Annotated in this window: 19 protein-coding genes and 1 tRNA gene; 3 read left to right on the top strand and 17 right to left on the bottom strand. The window is 63.2% G+C overall.

Going from position 1 to position 15643, the window contains the following annotated elements; all coding sequences use genetic code 11:
* The first annotated feature begins 143 nt into the window (after positions 1–143).
* Positions 144–476 (top strand): RNA polymerase subunit sigma-70, encoded by a 333-nt coding sequence (locus tag RPG13_RS18155; RefSeq protein ID WP_128242149.1) that lies wholly within the window; start codon positions 144–146, stop codon positions 474–476.
* Between the two features lie 328 nt (positions 477–804).
* Here RPG13_RS18155 and RPG13_RS18150 read toward each other — a convergent pair whose 3' ends face one another.
* The 4 genes from RPG13_RS18150 to RPG13_RS18135 all read right to left on the bottom strand — a co-directional run bounded on the left by RPG13_RS18150 (position 805) and on the right by RPG13_RS18135 (position 2332).
* Positions 805–1272 carry a hypothetical protein gene (locus tag RPG13_RS18150; RefSeq protein WP_337125679.1) on the bottom strand — a complete coding sequence of 156 codons (468 nt, stop codon included), beginning with the start codon at positions 1270–1272 and terminating at the stop codon, positions 805–807.
* Entirely contained in the window at positions 1272–1532 is a 261-nt protein-coding gene (locus RPG13_RS18145) for a hypothetical protein (protein ID WP_337125678.1), read from the bottom strand. The genes RPG13_RS18150 and RPG13_RS18145 overlap by 1 nt, the downstream gene beginning before the upstream one ends.
* A gap of 258 nt (positions 1533–1790) precedes the next feature.
* A tRNA-Pro gene (locus RPG13_RS18140) sits at positions 1791–1867 on the bottom strand.
* 180 nt (positions 1868–2047) lie between these two features.
* Complete coding sequence (locus tag RPG13_RS18135) at positions 2048–2332, bottom strand: helix-turn-helix domain-containing protein (protein ID WP_127206755.1); 285 nt, start codon at positions 2330–2332, stop codon at positions 2048–2050.
* 461 nt (positions 2333–2793) lie between these two features.
* On the opposite strand from RPG13_RS18135, the gene RPG13_RS18130 reads away from it, so the two are divergent.
* A complete protein-coding gene (locus RPG13_RS18130) occupies positions 2794–3069 on the top strand; it encodes a hypothetical protein (RefSeq protein ID WP_095485786.1) in 276 nt (91 codons plus the stop codon).
* A 55-nt stretch (positions 3070–3124) separates the two neighbouring features.
* On the opposite strand, the gene RPG13_RS18125 is transcribed toward RPG13_RS18130, so the two are convergent.
* From RPG13_RS18125 to RPG13_RS18095, 7 genes are all read right to left on the bottom strand, one after another.
* Positions 3125–3463 (bottom strand): hypothetical protein, encoded by a 339-nt coding sequence (locus RPG13_RS18125; RefSeq protein WP_337125677.1) that lies wholly within the window; start codon positions 3461–3463, stop codon positions 3125–3127.
* A gap of 76 nt (positions 3464–3539) precedes the next feature.
* Positions 3540–4082, bottom strand: coding sequence for a MerR family transcriptional regulator (locus RPG13_RS18120; RefSeq protein WP_095485784.1), 543 nt, complete (start codon positions 4080–4082; stop codon positions 3540–3542).
* Between the two features lie 195 nt (positions 4083–4277).
* Positions 4278–4601, bottom strand: a complete 324-nt coding sequence (locus tag RPG13_RS18115) for an integration host factor subunit alpha (RefSeq protein ID WP_095485783.1) — start codon at positions 4599–4601, stop codon at positions 4278–4280.
* Positions 4602–4706: 105 nt separating this feature from the next.
* Positions 4707–5678 (bottom strand): beta-ketoacyl-ACP synthase III, encoded by a 972-nt coding sequence (locus RPG13_RS18110; RefSeq protein WP_127206621.1) that lies wholly within the window; start codon positions 5676–5678, stop codon positions 4707–4709.
* Between the two features lie 9 nt (positions 5679–5687).
* A complete protein-coding gene (gene plsX / locus RPG13_RS18105; RefSeq protein WP_292222056.1) occupies positions 5688–6758 on the bottom strand; it encodes a phosphate acyltransferase PlsX in 1071 nt (356 codons plus the stop codon).
* A 130-nt stretch (positions 6759–6888) separates the two neighbouring features.
* Positions 6889–7437, bottom strand: a complete 549-nt coding sequence (locus RPG13_RS18100; protein ID WP_292625335.1) for a YceD family protein — start codon at positions 7435–7437, stop codon at positions 6889–6891.
* 7 nt (positions 7438–7444) lie between these two features.
* A complete protein-coding gene (locus RPG13_RS18095; RefSeq protein WP_095485779.1) occupies positions 7445–7987 on the bottom strand; it encodes a ubiquinol-cytochrome C chaperone family protein in 543 nt (180 codons plus the stop codon).
* A gap of 114 nt (positions 7988–8101) precedes the next feature.
* Here RPG13_RS18095 and RPG13_RS18090 point away from each other — a divergent pair, with 114 nt between their 5' ends.
* Positions 8102–8644 carry an outer membrane protein assembly factor BamE gene (locus tag RPG13_RS18090; protein WP_292625333.1) on the top strand — a complete coding sequence of 181 codons (543 nt, stop codon included), beginning with the start codon at positions 8102–8104 and terminating at the stop codon, positions 8642–8644.
* Between the two features lie 205 nt (positions 8645–8849).
* Here the strand turns inward: RPG13_RS18090 and RPG13_RS18085 are convergent, their stop codons facing one another.
* The 6 genes from RPG13_RS18085 to osmF all read right to left on the bottom strand — a co-directional run bounded on the left by RPG13_RS18085 (position 8850) and on the right by osmF (position 15480).
* Positions 8850–10991 carry a sodium-translocating pyrophosphatase gene (locus RPG13_RS18085; RefSeq protein ID WP_292625331.1) on the bottom strand — a complete coding sequence of 714 codons (2142 nt, stop codon included), beginning with the start codon at positions 10989–10991 and terminating at the stop codon, positions 8850–8852.
* 232 nt (positions 10992–11223) lie between these two features.
* Positions 11224–11427 (bottom strand): hypothetical protein, encoded by a 204-nt coding sequence (locus tag RPG13_RS18080; protein WP_292625329.1) that lies wholly within the window; start codon positions 11425–11427, stop codon positions 11224–11226.
* A gap of 26 nt (positions 11428–11453) precedes the next feature.
* Positions 11454–12218 (bottom strand): ABC transporter permease, encoded by a 765-nt coding sequence (locus tag RPG13_RS18075; protein WP_337125676.1) that lies wholly within the window; start codon positions 12216–12218, stop codon positions 11454–11456.
* Complete coding sequence (locus tag RPG13_RS18070; RefSeq protein ID WP_337125675.1) at positions 12215–13153, bottom strand: ABC transporter ATP-binding protein; 939 nt, start codon at positions 13151–13153, stop codon at positions 12215–12217. Before RPG13_RS18070 ends, RPG13_RS18075 begins: the two co-directional genes overlap by 4 nt.
* Positions 13150–14316, bottom strand: a complete 1167-nt coding sequence (locus tag RPG13_RS18065) for an ABC transporter permease (protein WP_095485773.1) — start codon at positions 14314–14316, stop codon at positions 13150–13152. The genes RPG13_RS18070 and RPG13_RS18065 overlap by 4 nt, the downstream gene beginning before the upstream one ends.
* Before the next feature lie 252 nt (positions 14317–14568).
* Positions 14569–15480: a glycine betaine ABC transporter substrate-binding protein OsmF gene (gene osmF, locus RPG13_RS18060; protein WP_337125674.1), complete on the bottom strand. Its 912-nt coding sequence runs from the start codon at positions 15478–15480 to the stop codon at positions 14569–14571.
* Positions 15481–15643: the final 163 nt, after the last annotated feature.

Genomic DNA, 15643 nt, shown 5'->3' with positions numbered 1-15643 from the left:
CGCTGGTTCAGGGGGCGGGGTGCAAACTTCCCAAGGCCGCGCGGCGCCGGGCCGGTGCGGGCGGCATGCGGAGAATTTTTTTTCTGTCCTATAAAAAACGAGGCTGGGCTTCCGGGCATTTTAGGGACTCCATAGATGGAAAAATGAGCGCACAGCCGATCAAACGCGGGCGCCCGCCGCATGAGCCGACTCGAGCAAGGCGGTTGGCAGTCGAGGTGCTCGCCGGTTCCGCCGTCCCGATCGCACAGATCTGCAATGCGCTCGATATCCCGCGATCGACGCTCTATCGGCACTATCGGCCTGAACTTCGCCGAGGCGCCGCGCGCGTCGAGGCCGAGCTGATCCGCAATCTGCTGCGCATTGCCGGCGGCAATGACGGCGCAGCGTTGAAAGCGATCATGTTCAGCCTGCAAAGCCGATTTGGCTGGTCGCAATATGCGCCGCCGCCGAGCGCGCCGGATGCCGCCGGCAAATGACGAAAGGACAGCGCGCCCATGGTCGCCGCCATGGCCGATCCCGAATGCAATTGCTCCCTAAACAAGAGCAAGACGTGAATGGGAAGTTCACCGTTTCGCTCACGAACGAAACGGCAATCGAGAGCGCCAGCCGCCGAGCGCTACAGCCAAAAAGGGGAAGTCGGCAGCCCATCTTTCAATGGGCATTGCCTGAACCCGCCGACCCTGCGGGATTGCCAATGGCCCCCGCGATTCGGAGCTTTGCCCAAGGAGGCCGTCCCGTCTAGCAACGGGCGCGTGTATCCGCGCCGCCCAGGCGGCCATTACCGCCGCCGCAGCGCGCGGCCGGCTATTTCCAGAACTCGCGCACCTGTTCGGCGGTGATGCTGGCGAGCAAGTTCCTTCCGCCGACGACCACGGCATGGCTGAAACGAAACTGATCGCGGATCGGCTCGTGGTCCGGATTGAGCGCATCCATGGTGTCGACAAAATCCAGCGTCGCCCTCGTCGCATGCGCCCACAGATCGCCTATGAAAAGGCGGAAGCGATCCGGGTGCGGAACCGGCCCGATGAGCTTCTGGCCAACGTCCGTCATTTGCCACGCAAGGCCGCCGGTGCTGGGATGGCTCCCTGCATTCGAATAGAACCCGAAACTCTGCTTGAGGTCGAACTTCGCTGGTCCGCGCAGCTTCTCAAGCTCCCGACCGACTAAGCCGAAGTTGAATTTGTCGTGGCGCTCCTTGCCCACGCAATCGAGCCACGGTTGCGCGCGAGAAGGCTGATAGCGGAAATATTCGATCAGCTGATGGCATTCCACTAGATCGCGAACCTGATGGCCCGCCGCCGACCAGAAGCCGGCCAAGGCAATTGGCCAGCGGCACCGCAGTCGTTGATCATGCGAACGGCAAGTTCGATGACGACGAAAGTGGCGCGCTCGTCATTCCAGCTTCCTCCGCGAACAACATCCTCGATCAACCTGACGCATCCGAATGTGCCGGCACGGTAGGCGTCGCCAAGATTGCCATTCTGGATCAATGGCCGGTGCTGCGCCTCGACCCCGCTTACATTGAAAAGCATGTGCCCTTGCCCTTGCCGGCAGCGAATCGCTGCCGGGCACATTGTACGCCGCCGATCGTCGGCCCGTTCACGGCGCGACTCAGGCCGCGCAATTCGGGCCGGCAATTGTCGCGGGGAACGGAATCTGCGGCCGGCATGGCCCCAGACTGGCACGGCCCCCAGAAAAGGAAAAGGCCCCAGAAAGGCCCCAATTTTACTTTTCGCGTCGTCGCTAGTTTCCCCGGATTTCAAATAAGCCTTAGTCTTCAAAGGCTTATTTGGTCGGAGTGGCCGGATTCGAACCGACGACCCCTTGACCCCCAGTCAAGTGCGCTACCGGGCTGCGCTACACTCCGGACCGGTCGCGATGTATCGTGATAACCCGGTTCGGGTCAACCGAATTCGGCGGCCGTCACGCCGATGCCCGGCGCGATGGATTTGAAGTTCCTGCTCTGTTGCATGTCGTCAGCACTCAGGAACTTCAAATCCAGAATCACGCTCGTTTGCTCGTATGGTTTGATGCTCTGGCGTCGCTGCTATGAGACGGGTCGACTGTCCGCGGATTGTGTCAGCACGGGTGTATTGACCAGCGCGTTTTCCGGAAGCCTAAGCGCAGAGGCTATTCGTCGAAGCTTCGATGGATCGGCATTCTTGCCGTTCTCGATGTCCGCGATCTCATCGACCGCCAGGCCGCACGTCAGAGACAGCTCTTCCATGCTGTATCCCCTGGTTTCCCGGATGGTTCTGAGGGCGCTGTGATCAGGCGTAGCTTCGATTGCCGCCAGTTCGGAGAAGGGTTCTTTTTTTGCTATTTGGGACATTGGCAACTCCGTGGTCTGAAAGAGTTTGATCAAATAATGATGTTGCCTGGGACGGCCGCGACAATGCCCGGTCATTAACGATTTGCCAAGCACCAAAGGAACCGTCACGGCAACGTGATGCCGGACCGGCGCGGCCGCGGCATCGGTCTCAGCGGCGCCGGCGCGGGGCGCCGTCCCGATCAGGTTCTTCGACTGGCCGATCGTCGATTTCTTCGACGGCTCTCAGCCCTCGCTCGTTAGGCGCCTGTCGCCGGCACGCCAGTCGTTTTGGAAGGATCGAAACAGCGGCGGGAGCTTGACCCAAGCGCAGAACGCGTCAGCACCTGCCATTCTTTTTGAACCGACGCGTGAACCTTTCCTCTCCGAGCCGCACCAAGACGGTATGGACGCCAAGAAAGGCGCTCCCCAACCGGAAGGACGCCAGGACGGCGATCCTCGATCCAAGAGAAGGAAATGCTCAAATGACCAATATCTCGAACTTCAAGCGCCTGTCGCTCGCCGCTGCCATCGTCGTCTCGGCCTTCAGCTCGATTTCCGTTCCGAGCTCGGCCTTCGCCGACGGCACGCATCCGAGCGGCGGCGGCGCGGTTTGTAAGGGCGCGGGTCATTGCCTGGTGCTGCAGCTCGACTGCAAGGGCACATACACGGATGCCACCGATTCCAACGGCACTGTCTACGGCAAATGCAGCCAGACCGCCCAGGTCAGCCCGAACAACAGGCTCAAGCTCGCGCGCTGATCCACCTCGACGAAAGGGGCGGCTGTCTACGGGATGGCCGCCACTTTCTTTTGCCTCAACGTGCCGATCTCGACGTCGCTCGCGACGTTTTCTGCTGTCGGCTGAGGAGCAGGCTGGCGACGAGGCCGACCACAACCAGCCCGACAGCGGCCGCTGTCGCCGGGTGCTCGCGGGCTGACTTTTCTATCACCCTGCTTTGCCTCCTGATCGCAGGCAGCGCCTCGCTGAAGCGCTCGGCAAGATCCGAATAATAGTCCGACGCTGTGTCACGCCCGTCCTCGTAGTAGGCGCTGCCCCGCCTGGACACGGCTTTCCTCAGCGCCGCCAGTTCCCTGGAGAGGGCCGCGACCTGCTTTTCAAGGTCGATGTGGGAGAGGGTCGAAAATGATACCATGATATGCTTCCTTCCTTTCCGGGAGGAACGCATGATTCCGGAAGCAGTTCCGGTTCTGCCGGCGATCGATCGGCTCTTAGCGCACCTGATCGAGCAGGCGCTTGCACTCCAGAAGGTCGAACAGTGCTTCCTGCAGCAAAGCGCGATTGTCGCGCGAGAGTTTCGACGTGCCCGGCTGCACCGGACCTTCGTCGTCGGTTTTGCCCAGGCCGAAAAAGCGCCGGCTGGGTTTCACCTTGGGCTCGCCGACCAGCATCTCATCATCGGCGCCGCGCGGCTGGGCCGCCGGCGTCAGCGGCACCGCATCGGCCTGCCGGCGTTGCGAGATCGCCTCGACGGCCGCCATGTCGCCATTGCCGATGGCGACCAGGAAGTGGTTGCCGTTCTCGCGCAGCAGCTTCTGCACGCCCTTGATCGTATAGCCCTGGTCGTAGAGCATGTGGCGGATGCCCTTGATCAGTTCGACATCCTGCGGCCGGTAGTAGCGGCGGCCGCCGCCGCGTTTCATCGGCTTGATCTGGTTGAAACGCGTTTCCCAGAAACGCAGCACATGCTGCGGCAGGTCGAGATCTTCTGCGACCTCACTGATGGTGCGGAAAGCATCGGGGCTCTTGTCCATGGGCGAAATCCTCACGCTGGAGCATGATCCCGAAAGGTGGGAATCGGTTTTCGGGCAAGATCATGCTCAACAAAGAACCATTCCGATCCGGCTTGTTCTGCCGAATCGGGCCTTATTTCAGCGGTTTATGAAACAATATTCAAGCCCGGCGTCAAAGGAGGCGGCCGTTTTCAACTAGGCTTTGAAGCGCAGGCGCTATTTGCTGCCCTTGGCCTTGCTGTTCTGATGGGCGCGCAGGATGCGGTTCTTCAGCACATTCGATGATTTGAAGGTCATCACGCGGCGCGGCAGGATTGGCACTTCCTCGCCGGTTTTGGGATTGCGCCCGATGCGCTCGTTCTTGGAGCGGACATGGAACGTCGCGAACGACGACAATTTCACCGTCTCGCCGCGAACGATCGCTTCGCAAATCTCATCCAGAACCGCTTCGACGAGCTCGGCCGATTCAGTACGCGACAAGCCGACCTTGCGATAAACGGCTTCAGCAAGATCGGCGCGCGTAAGTGTCTTTCCCCCCATGCGAACCGTCCCATCAGCTCAAAAATATAAATCGATACAAGCAAAGATAGAGCCTAAGTAATTGATCCGGCAAGGTCAAGGACCGAACCTGTCAGTTCGGCAAACTTACCAGCGAACCAAAACCGCGCCCCAGGTGAAGCCCCCGCCCATCGCCTCGATTAGCACCAGGTCACCCTTCTTGATGCGGCCGTCGGCGACGGCCACCGACAGAGCCAGCGGCACGGAAGCAGCCGAGGTGTTGCCGTGCAGATCGACCGTAACCACCACCTTTTTCTCTGCTATCCCGAGCTTTTTGGCGGAAGCGTCGATAATTCGTTTATTGGCCTGATGCGGCACGAACCAGTCGAGATCTTCAGCGGTGATGCCGGCCTGTGCGAACGTCGCCTCGATGACGTCGGTGATCATGCCGACCGCGTGCTTGAACACCTCGCGGCCCTCCATCCTGAGATGGCCCACCGTTCCGGTGGTCGACGGTCCACCGTCGACGAACAGTTTGTCCTTGTGGGCCCCGTCGGAGCGCAGGCTGGCCGCCAGAACGCCGTGGTCGGCAATACTGCCCGCCCCCTCTCCTGCTTCCAGCACCATCGCGCCGGCGCCGTCGCCGAACAGGACGCAGGTCGAGCGGTCGCTCCAGTCGAGGATGCGCGAGAAGGTTTCCGAGCCGATCACCAGCACGCGTTTTGCCAGGCCGCCGCGGATATAGAGGTCGGCGGTCGTCACCGCGTAGACGAAGCCCGAGCATACCGCCTGCATGTCGAAGGCGAAGCCGTGATGCATGCCGAGCCGGTTCTGGATCTCGACAGCGGTCGCCGGAAAGGTGTTGTTGGGCGTCGACGTCGCCAGCACGATCAAGTCGATATCGGCTGGCGTCAGGCCGGCATTGGCCAGCGCCGCGCGCGCCGCCGCCTCGCCGAGCGAAGCCGTCGTCTCGTCGTCGGCCGCGATATGGCGCTGGCGGATGCCGGTGCGCTGGGCGATCCATTCGTCTGACGTCTCGACCATGCCTTCGAAATCGGCATTCTTCATAATGCGGCGGGGCAGCGCGGCGCCTGTGCCGCGCACGACTGATCTGATCAAGGCTCTTTCCTATTCCTCTGCGTCGGCAACGACGTCGGATTTCCTAGATGTCTGGGCATGCGGATTGCGCGCATGGAACAGGTCGAGGTCGGCTTCGATGCGATCGAGCAGATTGTTGCGCACCATGTCGTAGCCAAGCTCGATCGCCGCCGCGAAGCCGTCCGAATCAGCCCCGCCATGGCTTTTCACCACGATGCCGTTCAGCCCCAGGAAAACACCGCCATTGGAGCGGCCGACATCCATCTTTTCGCGCAGGCGATCGAAGGCGCCCTTGGCGAATATATAGCCGATCCTGGCCATCAGCGTCCGGTTCATCGCGGCGCGCAGGTAACCGGCGATCTGTCGTACCGTTCCTTCCGCCGTCTTCAGCGCGATGTTGCCGGCAAATCCTTCGGTGACGACCACGTCGACCGTGCCCTTGCCGATGTCGTCGCCCTCGACGAAGCCATGGTAGTTCATCGAGGCCATGTTGGCTTCGCGCAACATGCGGCCCGCCTCCTTGACCTCTTCCTGGCCCTTGATCTCCTCGACGCCGACATTGAGCAGGCCGACGCTCGGCCGTTCGATGCCGAAAACCGAGCGCGCCATGCCGGTGCCCAGAATGGCAAAATCAACCAGTTGATGCGCATCCGCGCCGATGGTGGCGCCGACGTCCAGCACCACGCTTTCGCCGCGCAATGTCGGCCAGAGCGCCGCGATCGCCGGGCGGTCGATGGTCGCCATGGTGCGAAGGCAGAACCTCGACATCGCCATCAACGCGCCGGTGTTGCCGGCCGAGATGCAGGCGTCGGCGGTGCCTGCCTTGACCGCCTCGACGGCTTTCCACATCGACGACTTCCAGCGACCATGGCGCAGCGCCTGGCTCGGCTTGTCGTCCATCCTGACCGCTATCTCGCAATGGATGAACTCGCTCACTTCCGCCAGCTTGGGGAATTTTGCGAGCTCGGGGCGCACCGCCTCCTCGCGACCATAGATGACGAAACGGATGTCGGGACGCCGGGTCGCGACCGTCATGAGCGCAGGGATGACCACGCTTGGTCCGTGATCGCCGCCCATGGCATCGATGGAAATCCTGATCACGCGGTATTCATCTCACAGTTTGCTTGAGCGAGCGCCTGGCGCTGGCAACGGTTTGGGGCTCGCGAAGGTTCGGCGAAAATAGCGTTTTTGGGCTGCCGCACAACCGGCTTTCTCCGATTGGGTCGGCTTTTCAGGATTTTCCCAGCAGGGAACGCAGCTTTTGCTGGAATTCGCTTTCCTCAGTCCCGGCATCGTCGGCAGCCTCCATCGAAACGCCTTGCTTGCGCGGATAGGGATCGATCGCCAGTCCAAAGAACTGTTCGGCAAGCGCTCCGACATCAATCGTATTGCCGGAAAATGTCTCCGGGCTGTCCGGCCCTTCGGCATCGAGCAGTATCTCGCCGCCGCCCTCGAAACCCTGCCGCCCGAGCTTGGACTGCTCCGGCAGAAACAACCCGTCGACCGCCTCGTCGATATGCGCCGTGACCGGGTCGAGGGTGACGATGCAGGCCTGGGTGATGTCGGCCTCGACGCGGCCGCTGACCTTGACGCCGTTGCGCTTCCATGGCGTCACTAGGAGTTCGGCGCGGTAGTTCTCGACCGAGAGCAGCTCGTGCTCGCCCGCCAGCGCGGCGCGTTGCGCGGCGTCGGCCTCGATCACCACCGGCAGCCCCTTTTGCGGCAGCCGGGCGACATTGGCCAGGAAGGACACAGGGCTCTGGGAATCGGCGTGTTTCATCTTTTCCTTAGATAGTCTTGGGGACGGGGAATGCCACCGTGCCGGAAACAATCGATTCGGTCGGCTGTTCCGCGAGTCGCCTGGAGACATCGGCGACGTAGCCGGCCAGATCCGTTGCTTGCGGCCAGGCGCCGGCATCGGGCCTGACATTGCGGGCAAGGGCAATAGAAAGTGCGTCGTGGTCATTTCGCTCCAGCGCATCGTCATAAGCGGCGGTGCGGCCGTAGAACATCTTCGCCAGTTTCTTCATGCGCTTCGGCACACCGACGTCGCCGACGCCCAGTTCCCGCAGCGAATGCTCGACATCCATGAAGAACTCGTCGATCAGCACCTGCGCGACCTCCCCGGCAACGCCGCCCTCGCCGCGCAGCCGGTGCTGAAACAGGAACATGTGCAGCGACAGCATCTCGAAGCGGCCAAGCGGCGTGTCCGGTACATTCCAGTCGGAATAAAACACGGTTTGCCGCGCCGCTGCCACGATTTGTGCGTAAAGCGCCTCGGTGATAGCGCGGTTGGCGTGACGTTCGCGACCAAAAAGGCGCTGGAACATTGAGGGTGGTCTCCCGGGGACCGTTTGTTGAATTGGCCTTGTTGCATCGGCGAGCAAGCTGGTTTACCGGTTTTGCGGCCCAGCGCAAGTTGCGGCCAGCTAATGGAGTTGTAGTTGCGCGCGCTGAAAATCAAGTCGACTTTTCTGCCCAGGCCCGCTTTGTCAAGGTCCGCCGGCGCGATCTCGCTGCTGGTGCTCGCTTCGGCGCTTTCCGCCTGCAACTCGTCGAAGATGATCGGTGATCTCAATCCGAGCGAGACGCTGACGCAGGGCTACGTCATCGACCAGCAGGCGATCGACCTGGTGCCGGTCGGCTCAAGCCGCGAACAGGTGCTTCTGGCGCTCGGCACGCCATCGACGAAGGCGACTTTCGACAACGAGGCCTTCTACTACATCTCACAGACGCGCAAGCGTTACGTCGCCTTCGACAAGCCGAGGCTGGTCGACCAGAAGGTGCTGGCCGTCTATTTCGGCGAGGACGGGCGCGTTACCCAGATCGCCAATTACGGCTTGAAGGACGGCAAGGTGTTCGACTTCATCTCGCGGACCACGCCGACCGGCGGCAAGGATCAGAACTTCCTCAGCCAGATCATCAACGGCGCCAGCAAGCTGGCGCCCGGCCTACCCGGCGGTAGCGGCGGCATGCCCGGCGGCTGATTCCTTTCGGCCTTTCTTCCTCTCTTTTGCTTCCTTGGAAGCAGCAACATCTCAGGCGACCGAAAACCCGCGGGAGCGATCCTGCGGGTTTTCGTTTTGAGGCAGCAGCCATTGTCGCAGGCCACGCGAAACATCCAAAAATGAAAAACCCGCAGGATCGCTCCCGCGGGTTCGGTCTGGATTTCGGCCCTGGGGCTAAGCGGCCTCAGCCGTGCGCGAGCACGGCCAGCAGCAGCAGGGCGACGATGTTGGTGATCTTGATCGCCGGGTTGACTGCCGGGCCGGCGGTGTCCTTGTAAGGATCGCCGACCGTGTCGCCGGTCACCGAGGCCTTGTGCGCCTCGGAGCCCTTGAGGTGCTTGACGCCGTTCTTGTCGGTGAAGCCGTCCTCGAACGATTTTTTCGCGTTGTCCCAGGCGCCGCCGCCAGAGGTCATCGAGATCGCGACGAACAGGCCGTTGACGATGACGCCGAGCAGCGAGGCGCCAAGCGCTGCAAAGGCAGATGCCTTCGAGCCCGAGATCAGCAGCACGCCGAAATAGACGACCAGCGGCGCCAGCACCGGCAGCAGCGACGGAACGATCATTTCCCGGATCGCCGCCTTGGTCAGAAGGTCGACCGCACGCGCATAGTTCGGCTTCGACGTGCCGGCCATGATGCCCGGATCCTCGCGGAACTGCTTGCGCACCTCCTCGACGATGGCGCCTGCCGCGCGGCCGACCGCCGTCATGGCGATGCCGCCGAACAGATAGGGGATTAGGCCGCCGAAGATCAGGCCGGCGACGACGTAAGGATTGGAGAGGTCGAAAGAGACTTCGCCCATGCCCTGGAAGTAAGGATATTTGTCGCCATTGGCGGCAAAGAACTTCAGATCGTTAGAGTAGGCCGCGAACAGCACCAGCGCGCCGAGACCGGCCGAACCGATGGCGTACCCCTTGGTCACCGCCTTGGTGGTGTTGCCGACAGCGTCGAGCGCATCGGTGGATTGGCGCACTTCCTTGGGCAAGCCGGCCATCTCGGCAATGCCGCCGGCATTGTCGGTGACCGGGCCGAAGGCGTCGAGCGCGACGATCATGCCGGCGAGGCCGAGCATCGTGGTGACCGCGATCGCCGTGCCGTAGAGGCCGGCGAGCTGGTAGGTCGATATGATGCCGCCGACGATGACGATCGCCGGAAGCGCCGTCGATTCCAGCGAGACCGCAAGGCCCTGGATGACGTTGGTGCCGTGACCGGTGACCGAAGCCTGGGCAATGGAGTTCACCGGGCGCTTGTCGGTGCCGGTGTAGTATTCGGTGATCACCACGATGAGCCCGGTCACCAGAAGGCCGATCAGGCCGCAGATGAACAGGTTCCTGCCGGTGATGGCCATGCCGGCGACCGTGCCGATCTCGCCCCAGCCCAGTGTTACCGAGGTGGCGACGCCGAGGCCGATAATGGACAGCAGGCCGGTGACGATCAGGCCCTTGTAGAGCGCGCCCATGATCGAGCCGTTGGAGCCGAGCTTGACGAAGAAAGTGCCGACGATGGAAGTCAGGATGCAGGCGCCGCAGATGGCCAGCGGATAGAGCATCGTGGCGCCGAGTACGGCGGTGCCGCCGAAGAAGATTGCGGCGAGTACCATGGTGGCGACCACCGTCACCGCATAGGTCTCGAACAGGTCGGCGGCCATGCCGGCGCAGTCGCCGACATTATCGCCGACGTTGTCGGCGATGGTGGCCGGATTGCGCGGATCGTCTTCGGGAATGCCGGCTTCGACTTTGCCGACGAGATCGCCGCCGACGTCGGCGCCCTTGGTGAAGATGCCGCCGCCGAGACGGGCGAAGATCGAGATCAGCGAGGCGCCGAAGCCGAGCGAAACCAGCGAGTCGATGACGACACGGTCGTTGGGCTGAAGGCCCATGAAATGGGTGAGGATCAGGTAGTAGATCGAGACGCCGAGCAGGGCCAGGCCAGCGACCAGCATGCCGGTGATGGCGCCCGACTTGAAGGCGATCTCGAGGCCGGCAGCGAGGCTGTTGGAAGCCGCCTGCGCGGTGCGCACATTGGCGCGCACCGAGACGTGCATGCCGATGAAGCCAGCGGCGCCCGACAAAACGGCGCCGATCAGGAAGCCGATGGCGGCGGTGATCGAAAGCAGCCACCAGGCGAGCAGCAGGACCACGACACCGACGATGGCGATGGTGGTGTACTGGCGCGCCAGATAGGCCTGGGCGCCTTCGCGGATGGCCGCGGAAATTTCCTGCATGCGTGCATTGCCCTGATCGGCCGCGAGGACCGAACGTGTCGCCCAGATGGCGTAAAGGACTGAAAGCAGACCGCAGGCGATGACAGCTGAAATTATGGTCATTGCCGGATTTTCCTCGATTGATGACCCAAAAGAACCCCTCCCTGGGCCGTTAAGACAGGGAGCGGATTCCGCGCGCGGAATCCGCTCCCTTCGCACCGGCTTATGCGAAACAGGGCAGTGAACGTCAAGATATTGTTCGGTTTTTGCCCGGCTTTCGCCCAAAAGCTATGGGCGGCGACACGCCCGCCGGCGCCGCCGCCCGATTAGATCGATTGAAATCGGCTGGCGGTCGTCAGCCTTTGCGCAGGTCGCCGTCCGGCTGGACGACGGAGATCAGCACCGCCAGCATGGTCATGTACAACATGAAAGTCTTCTGCTGGCCGTTCCAGACGCTGGACAATATGATTTTGCAATCGTCCGCCGCCGCTGGATTTCGGGCGAGACGGGCACCACGCTCGAGGTGACGCTCGATCACCCGGCGCGTTCGGGCGGACACTGAAGCGAACGACCCTCGCCGAGGTGCTACGCTGTCTCTCGCCCCATGCGACGCGCGGTATAGCGCTCGATCGCCGACAGCCCGTCATAGATCAGCACGGCAAGGGCGGCGACGATCAGGCCGCCCTGCAGGATGAAGGCGAGGTTGTTCGACAACAGACCGGCGATGATCACCTCGCCCAGCGTCCTGGCCGCCACGGTCGAGCCGATTGTCGCGGTTGCGAGGCTGATGACCACAGACAGCCGGATGCCGCCGAGAATGATCGGCGCGCTGAGCGGCAGCTCGACCTTGACCAGCCTTTGCCAGCCGGTCATGCCGGCGCCGCGCGCCGCCTCGACCACGTTGACAGGCAGCGTCGTCAGCCCGGTCAGCGCGTTCTCGAAGATCGGCAGCAGGCCGTAGAGAAACAACGCGATCAGCGTCGGCCTCTCGCCGAAGCCGACGGCCGGCACGGCAAGCGCCAGCACCGCCACCGGCGGAAAGGTCTGGCCGATATTGACCAGGCTGCGCGACAGCGGCAGGAATTCGACGCCGGCTGGCCTGGTGACCAGGATGGCGAGCGCCACAGCAAAGATGGTCGCGGCCACGGTGGCGATCAGCACGGTCCTCAGATGCAGCAGCGTCAGCGACAGCAGGCTTCCCTGGTTGTAGATCACTGGCGCGTTGTTCTCGGTAAGCGGCTTCAGCAGCGGTTCGAACCAATCGGGATTGGTCACGAAGGCAATGAGCAACACCACCAGGACAAGCCTGAGCAGCGACGGAAGCCAAGCTTTTAAGCCAGCCTCTTTCATGCCGGCCTCGCCGCGCGCTTCACCAATCCGTCCACCGTCACGCGGCCGAGCGGCTTGCCGTCGGCGCCTTTCACCGGCAGCGCCGGGCGGCCCGACCAGAGGAGCTCAGCCAGCGCATCGCGCTGGCTGGCGTCGCCGGGGATCGCCTCGCCCTCGGCGCTGCCCTTCTCGACCGCGTCGCGCACGCGGCCGAGCGACAGCAGCCTGAACGGTTTTTCGCTGGCGCCGACCAGGCTCTCGACGAAGGCGCTGGCCGGCCTCGCAAGGATCTCGGCGGGCCGGGCATACTGCACCAGCTTGCCGGCATCCATCACCGCGATCTTGTCGCCCATATGCACCGCCTCCTCCATGTCATGGGTGACCAGGATGATGGTGGTGCCGAAGCGCTTCTGGATCGCCAGAAGATCCTCCTGCGCCTTGTTGCGGATGATCGGGTCGAGCGCGCCGAACGGCTCGTCCATCAACAGCACGTTAGGCTCCGCGGCAAGGGCGCGGGCGACGCCGACGCGCTGCTGCTGACCGCCGGAGAGCTCGTGCGGATAACGTGGCCCGAACGCCTGGGGATCGAGCTGGTAGAGCGTCATCAACTCGTCGACACGGGCCTTGATGCGGGCCTTGTCCCAGCCGAGCAGCACCGGCACGGTGGCGATGTTCTGCGCCACCGTGCGATGCGGAAACAGCCCGTGGCCCTGGATGGCGTAGCCGATGCTGCGGCGCAGCTCATAGCCGGGCAGCGAGCGGTTGTCGGCGCCGTCGAGCTTGATCACGCCCGCGGTCGGCTCGACTAGCCGGTTGATCATGCGAAGCAGCGTCGTCTTGCCGGAACCGGAAGTGCCGACGATGACGGCGATGGTGCGCGGCTCGATCACCATCGACACGTCGTCGACCACCGTTGTCGCATCATAGCGCTTGGTAATGCCTTCGATCTCGATCATGCCGGTTGTGCCTCGCGTCTCTTGGTAGAGGTCATCTCGATCACCGCGTCGAGGATGATGGCGGCGGCAAAGGCGAGCGCCACCGTCGGTATGGCGCCGAGCAGCACCAGGTCCATCGCGGTCTGGCCAACGCCCTGGAACACGAACACGCCGAAGCCACCGCCGCCGATCAGCGCGGCAATGGTGGCAAGGCCGATGTTCTGGACCAGAACGATGCGGATGCCGGTGAGGATCACCGGGAAAGCCAGCGGAAATTCGACGCCGAACAGGCGCTGGCGCTCGGTCATGCCCATGCCGCGCGCGGCGTCGTTGGCGGCGCGCGGCACGCCGGCAAGACCGACCACGGTGTTGGCCACCACCGGCAGCAGCGAATAGAGAAACAGGGCGACGAAGGCGGGCGCGGTGCCGATGCCGCGAATGCCGAGGGAAGCCGCGCCGGGCACATGCGTCGCGACCCAGCCGAGCGGCGCGATCAGCAGGCCGAACAGCGCGATCGAGGGAATGGTCTGGATGATGTTCAGCACGTTGAGCACGCCGGCCCGCAATTTCTCGACGCGGTGGCAGAGAATGCCGAGCGGCAGGCCTGCGATCACCGCCGCCGCCAGCGACCCCAGCGCCAGCGTCACATGCTTGGAGCCTTCCGCCCAGAAACTGTCGGCACGGTTGGCATATTCCTTGAGGATCGACAGGCTGTTCCAGCTTCCCGAGACCAGCAGCAGGCCGATCGCCGCTGTCGCGACGACGAGCACGCCGATCCGCGCCCCTGGCGACAGGTTCAGCCTTGTCAGCACATCGGCGAGCAAAAGCGTAAAGGCGAAGATGAGCAGCCAGAAACCCGAGGCCGGTGAGATGCGGGCAAAGGTGTTGCCCTCAGGCGTCAGGAAGCTGCCGGCGACCCCGATCAGCAGCGCCAGTGCTGCAAGCGCGGCCACACTTGCGGCAAGGCGCAGGATCAGCGGTGTCTTCAACAGCGCGATGAGCGCCGCGATAAGCACGATTGCCAGCAGCAGCGGGCCTGTCACCGCAGGCAGAGCGTCGAGGATCGAGCGTGCCTCGCCTGGCACGATGCGGTTGGCGCGGAAGGTGGCGAAGGGCGCCGCGAAAGCAGCATAGGCAACGATCACGGCGATGACCACGCCGAGCTTGTCGAAGCGGATGGTCATGACGTACCTATGCGATGGCGGCGACTTGAGGACCTGACGTCAGGACCGTCGTGCTCCGTCGCGCCCCCCTCTGTCCTGCCGGACATCTCCCCCACTTGGGGGGAGATCGGCAGCTTCATTGCCGCCGATCCATCTTCCCCGTTGGCGATTGGCGAAAGCCGAGCGTGCATCCAATCTCCCCCCGTGTGGGGGAGATGGCCGGCAGGCCAGAGGGGGGCGCCTCGCACCGGCGTCATTTTCCAAACGGGCTGACTACTTCAGAAACCCGTTCTTCTTCAAAAAATCTTCGGCGACGCCCTTGACTGGCTCGCCGCCGACCTGCACGCGGCCGTTCAGTTCCTGCAGGGTGACGAGATCGAGCTTGGCGAAGACCGGCTTCAGCAGCGTCTCGATCTCAGGATGCTCCTTCAGCACCGCCTCGCGGATGATCGGCGCCGGCTGGTAGACCGGCTGCACGCCCTTATCGTCTTCGAGCACGACCAGGCCGGACGACGCGATGCCGCCATCGGTGCCGTAGACCATGGCGGCGTTGGCACCGTTGGTCTGGTTCGCCGCAGCGGCGATGGTCGCCGCCGTATCGCCGCCGGACAGCGTGATCAGCTGGTCCGGCTTCAGGGTGAAGCCATAGGTGGTCTGGAACGCCGGCAGCGCGGCGGCCGAATTGACGAACTCGGCCGAGGCCGCCAGCACCACCTGGCCGCCGCCGGAGACATATTTGCCGAAGTCGGACAGCGTCGCCAGCTTGTTGGTCTCGGAGACATCCTTGCGCAGTGCGATCGCCCAGGTGTTGTTGGCCGGCGACGGCGACAGCCAGACGATCTTGTTGGCATCGTAGTCGAGCTTCTTGGCCGTCTCATAGGCTTTCGCCGCATCCTTCCACACGGGATCGTCGGCCTTTTCGAAGAAGAAGGCGGCGTTGCCGGTGTATTCCGGATAGATGTCGATCTCGCCGGCGGTGATCGCCTTGCGCACCACAGGGGTGCCGCCGAGCTGGATGCGGTCGGTGGTCTGGATGTTGTTGGCGTTCAGCACCAGCTGGATGATGTTGCCGAGCACGCCGCCTTCGGTGTCGATCTTCGACGACACGACCACTTGAGCGCTCGCCGAGGCCGCGGTGATGCCGAGCGCCAGTGCCGCGCCGGCCAGAACCTTGACTGAAAACATTTCACAAATCCCTTGCTGAGAACCGGATTACGGCTGCCGCATATGAGCATGGCTTCAATGCCCCGTCGGGGTACACGGTTTCATAAGAGGGGGGATGGGCGCAATAATTTTGTTCGGATGCGGGTGAATCCGCTGCTGCCTCGTCCCGACAGCGTCATGTCAC

The organism is Mesorhizobium sp. ISC15, assembly GCF_037162615.1.
GTDB classification, from domain to species: domain Bacteria; phylum Pseudomonadota; class Alphaproteobacteria; order Rhizobiales; family Rhizobiaceae; genus Mesorhizobium; species Mesorhizobium mediterraneum.
This window is presented reverse-complemented; position numbering and strand designations above follow the sequence as displayed.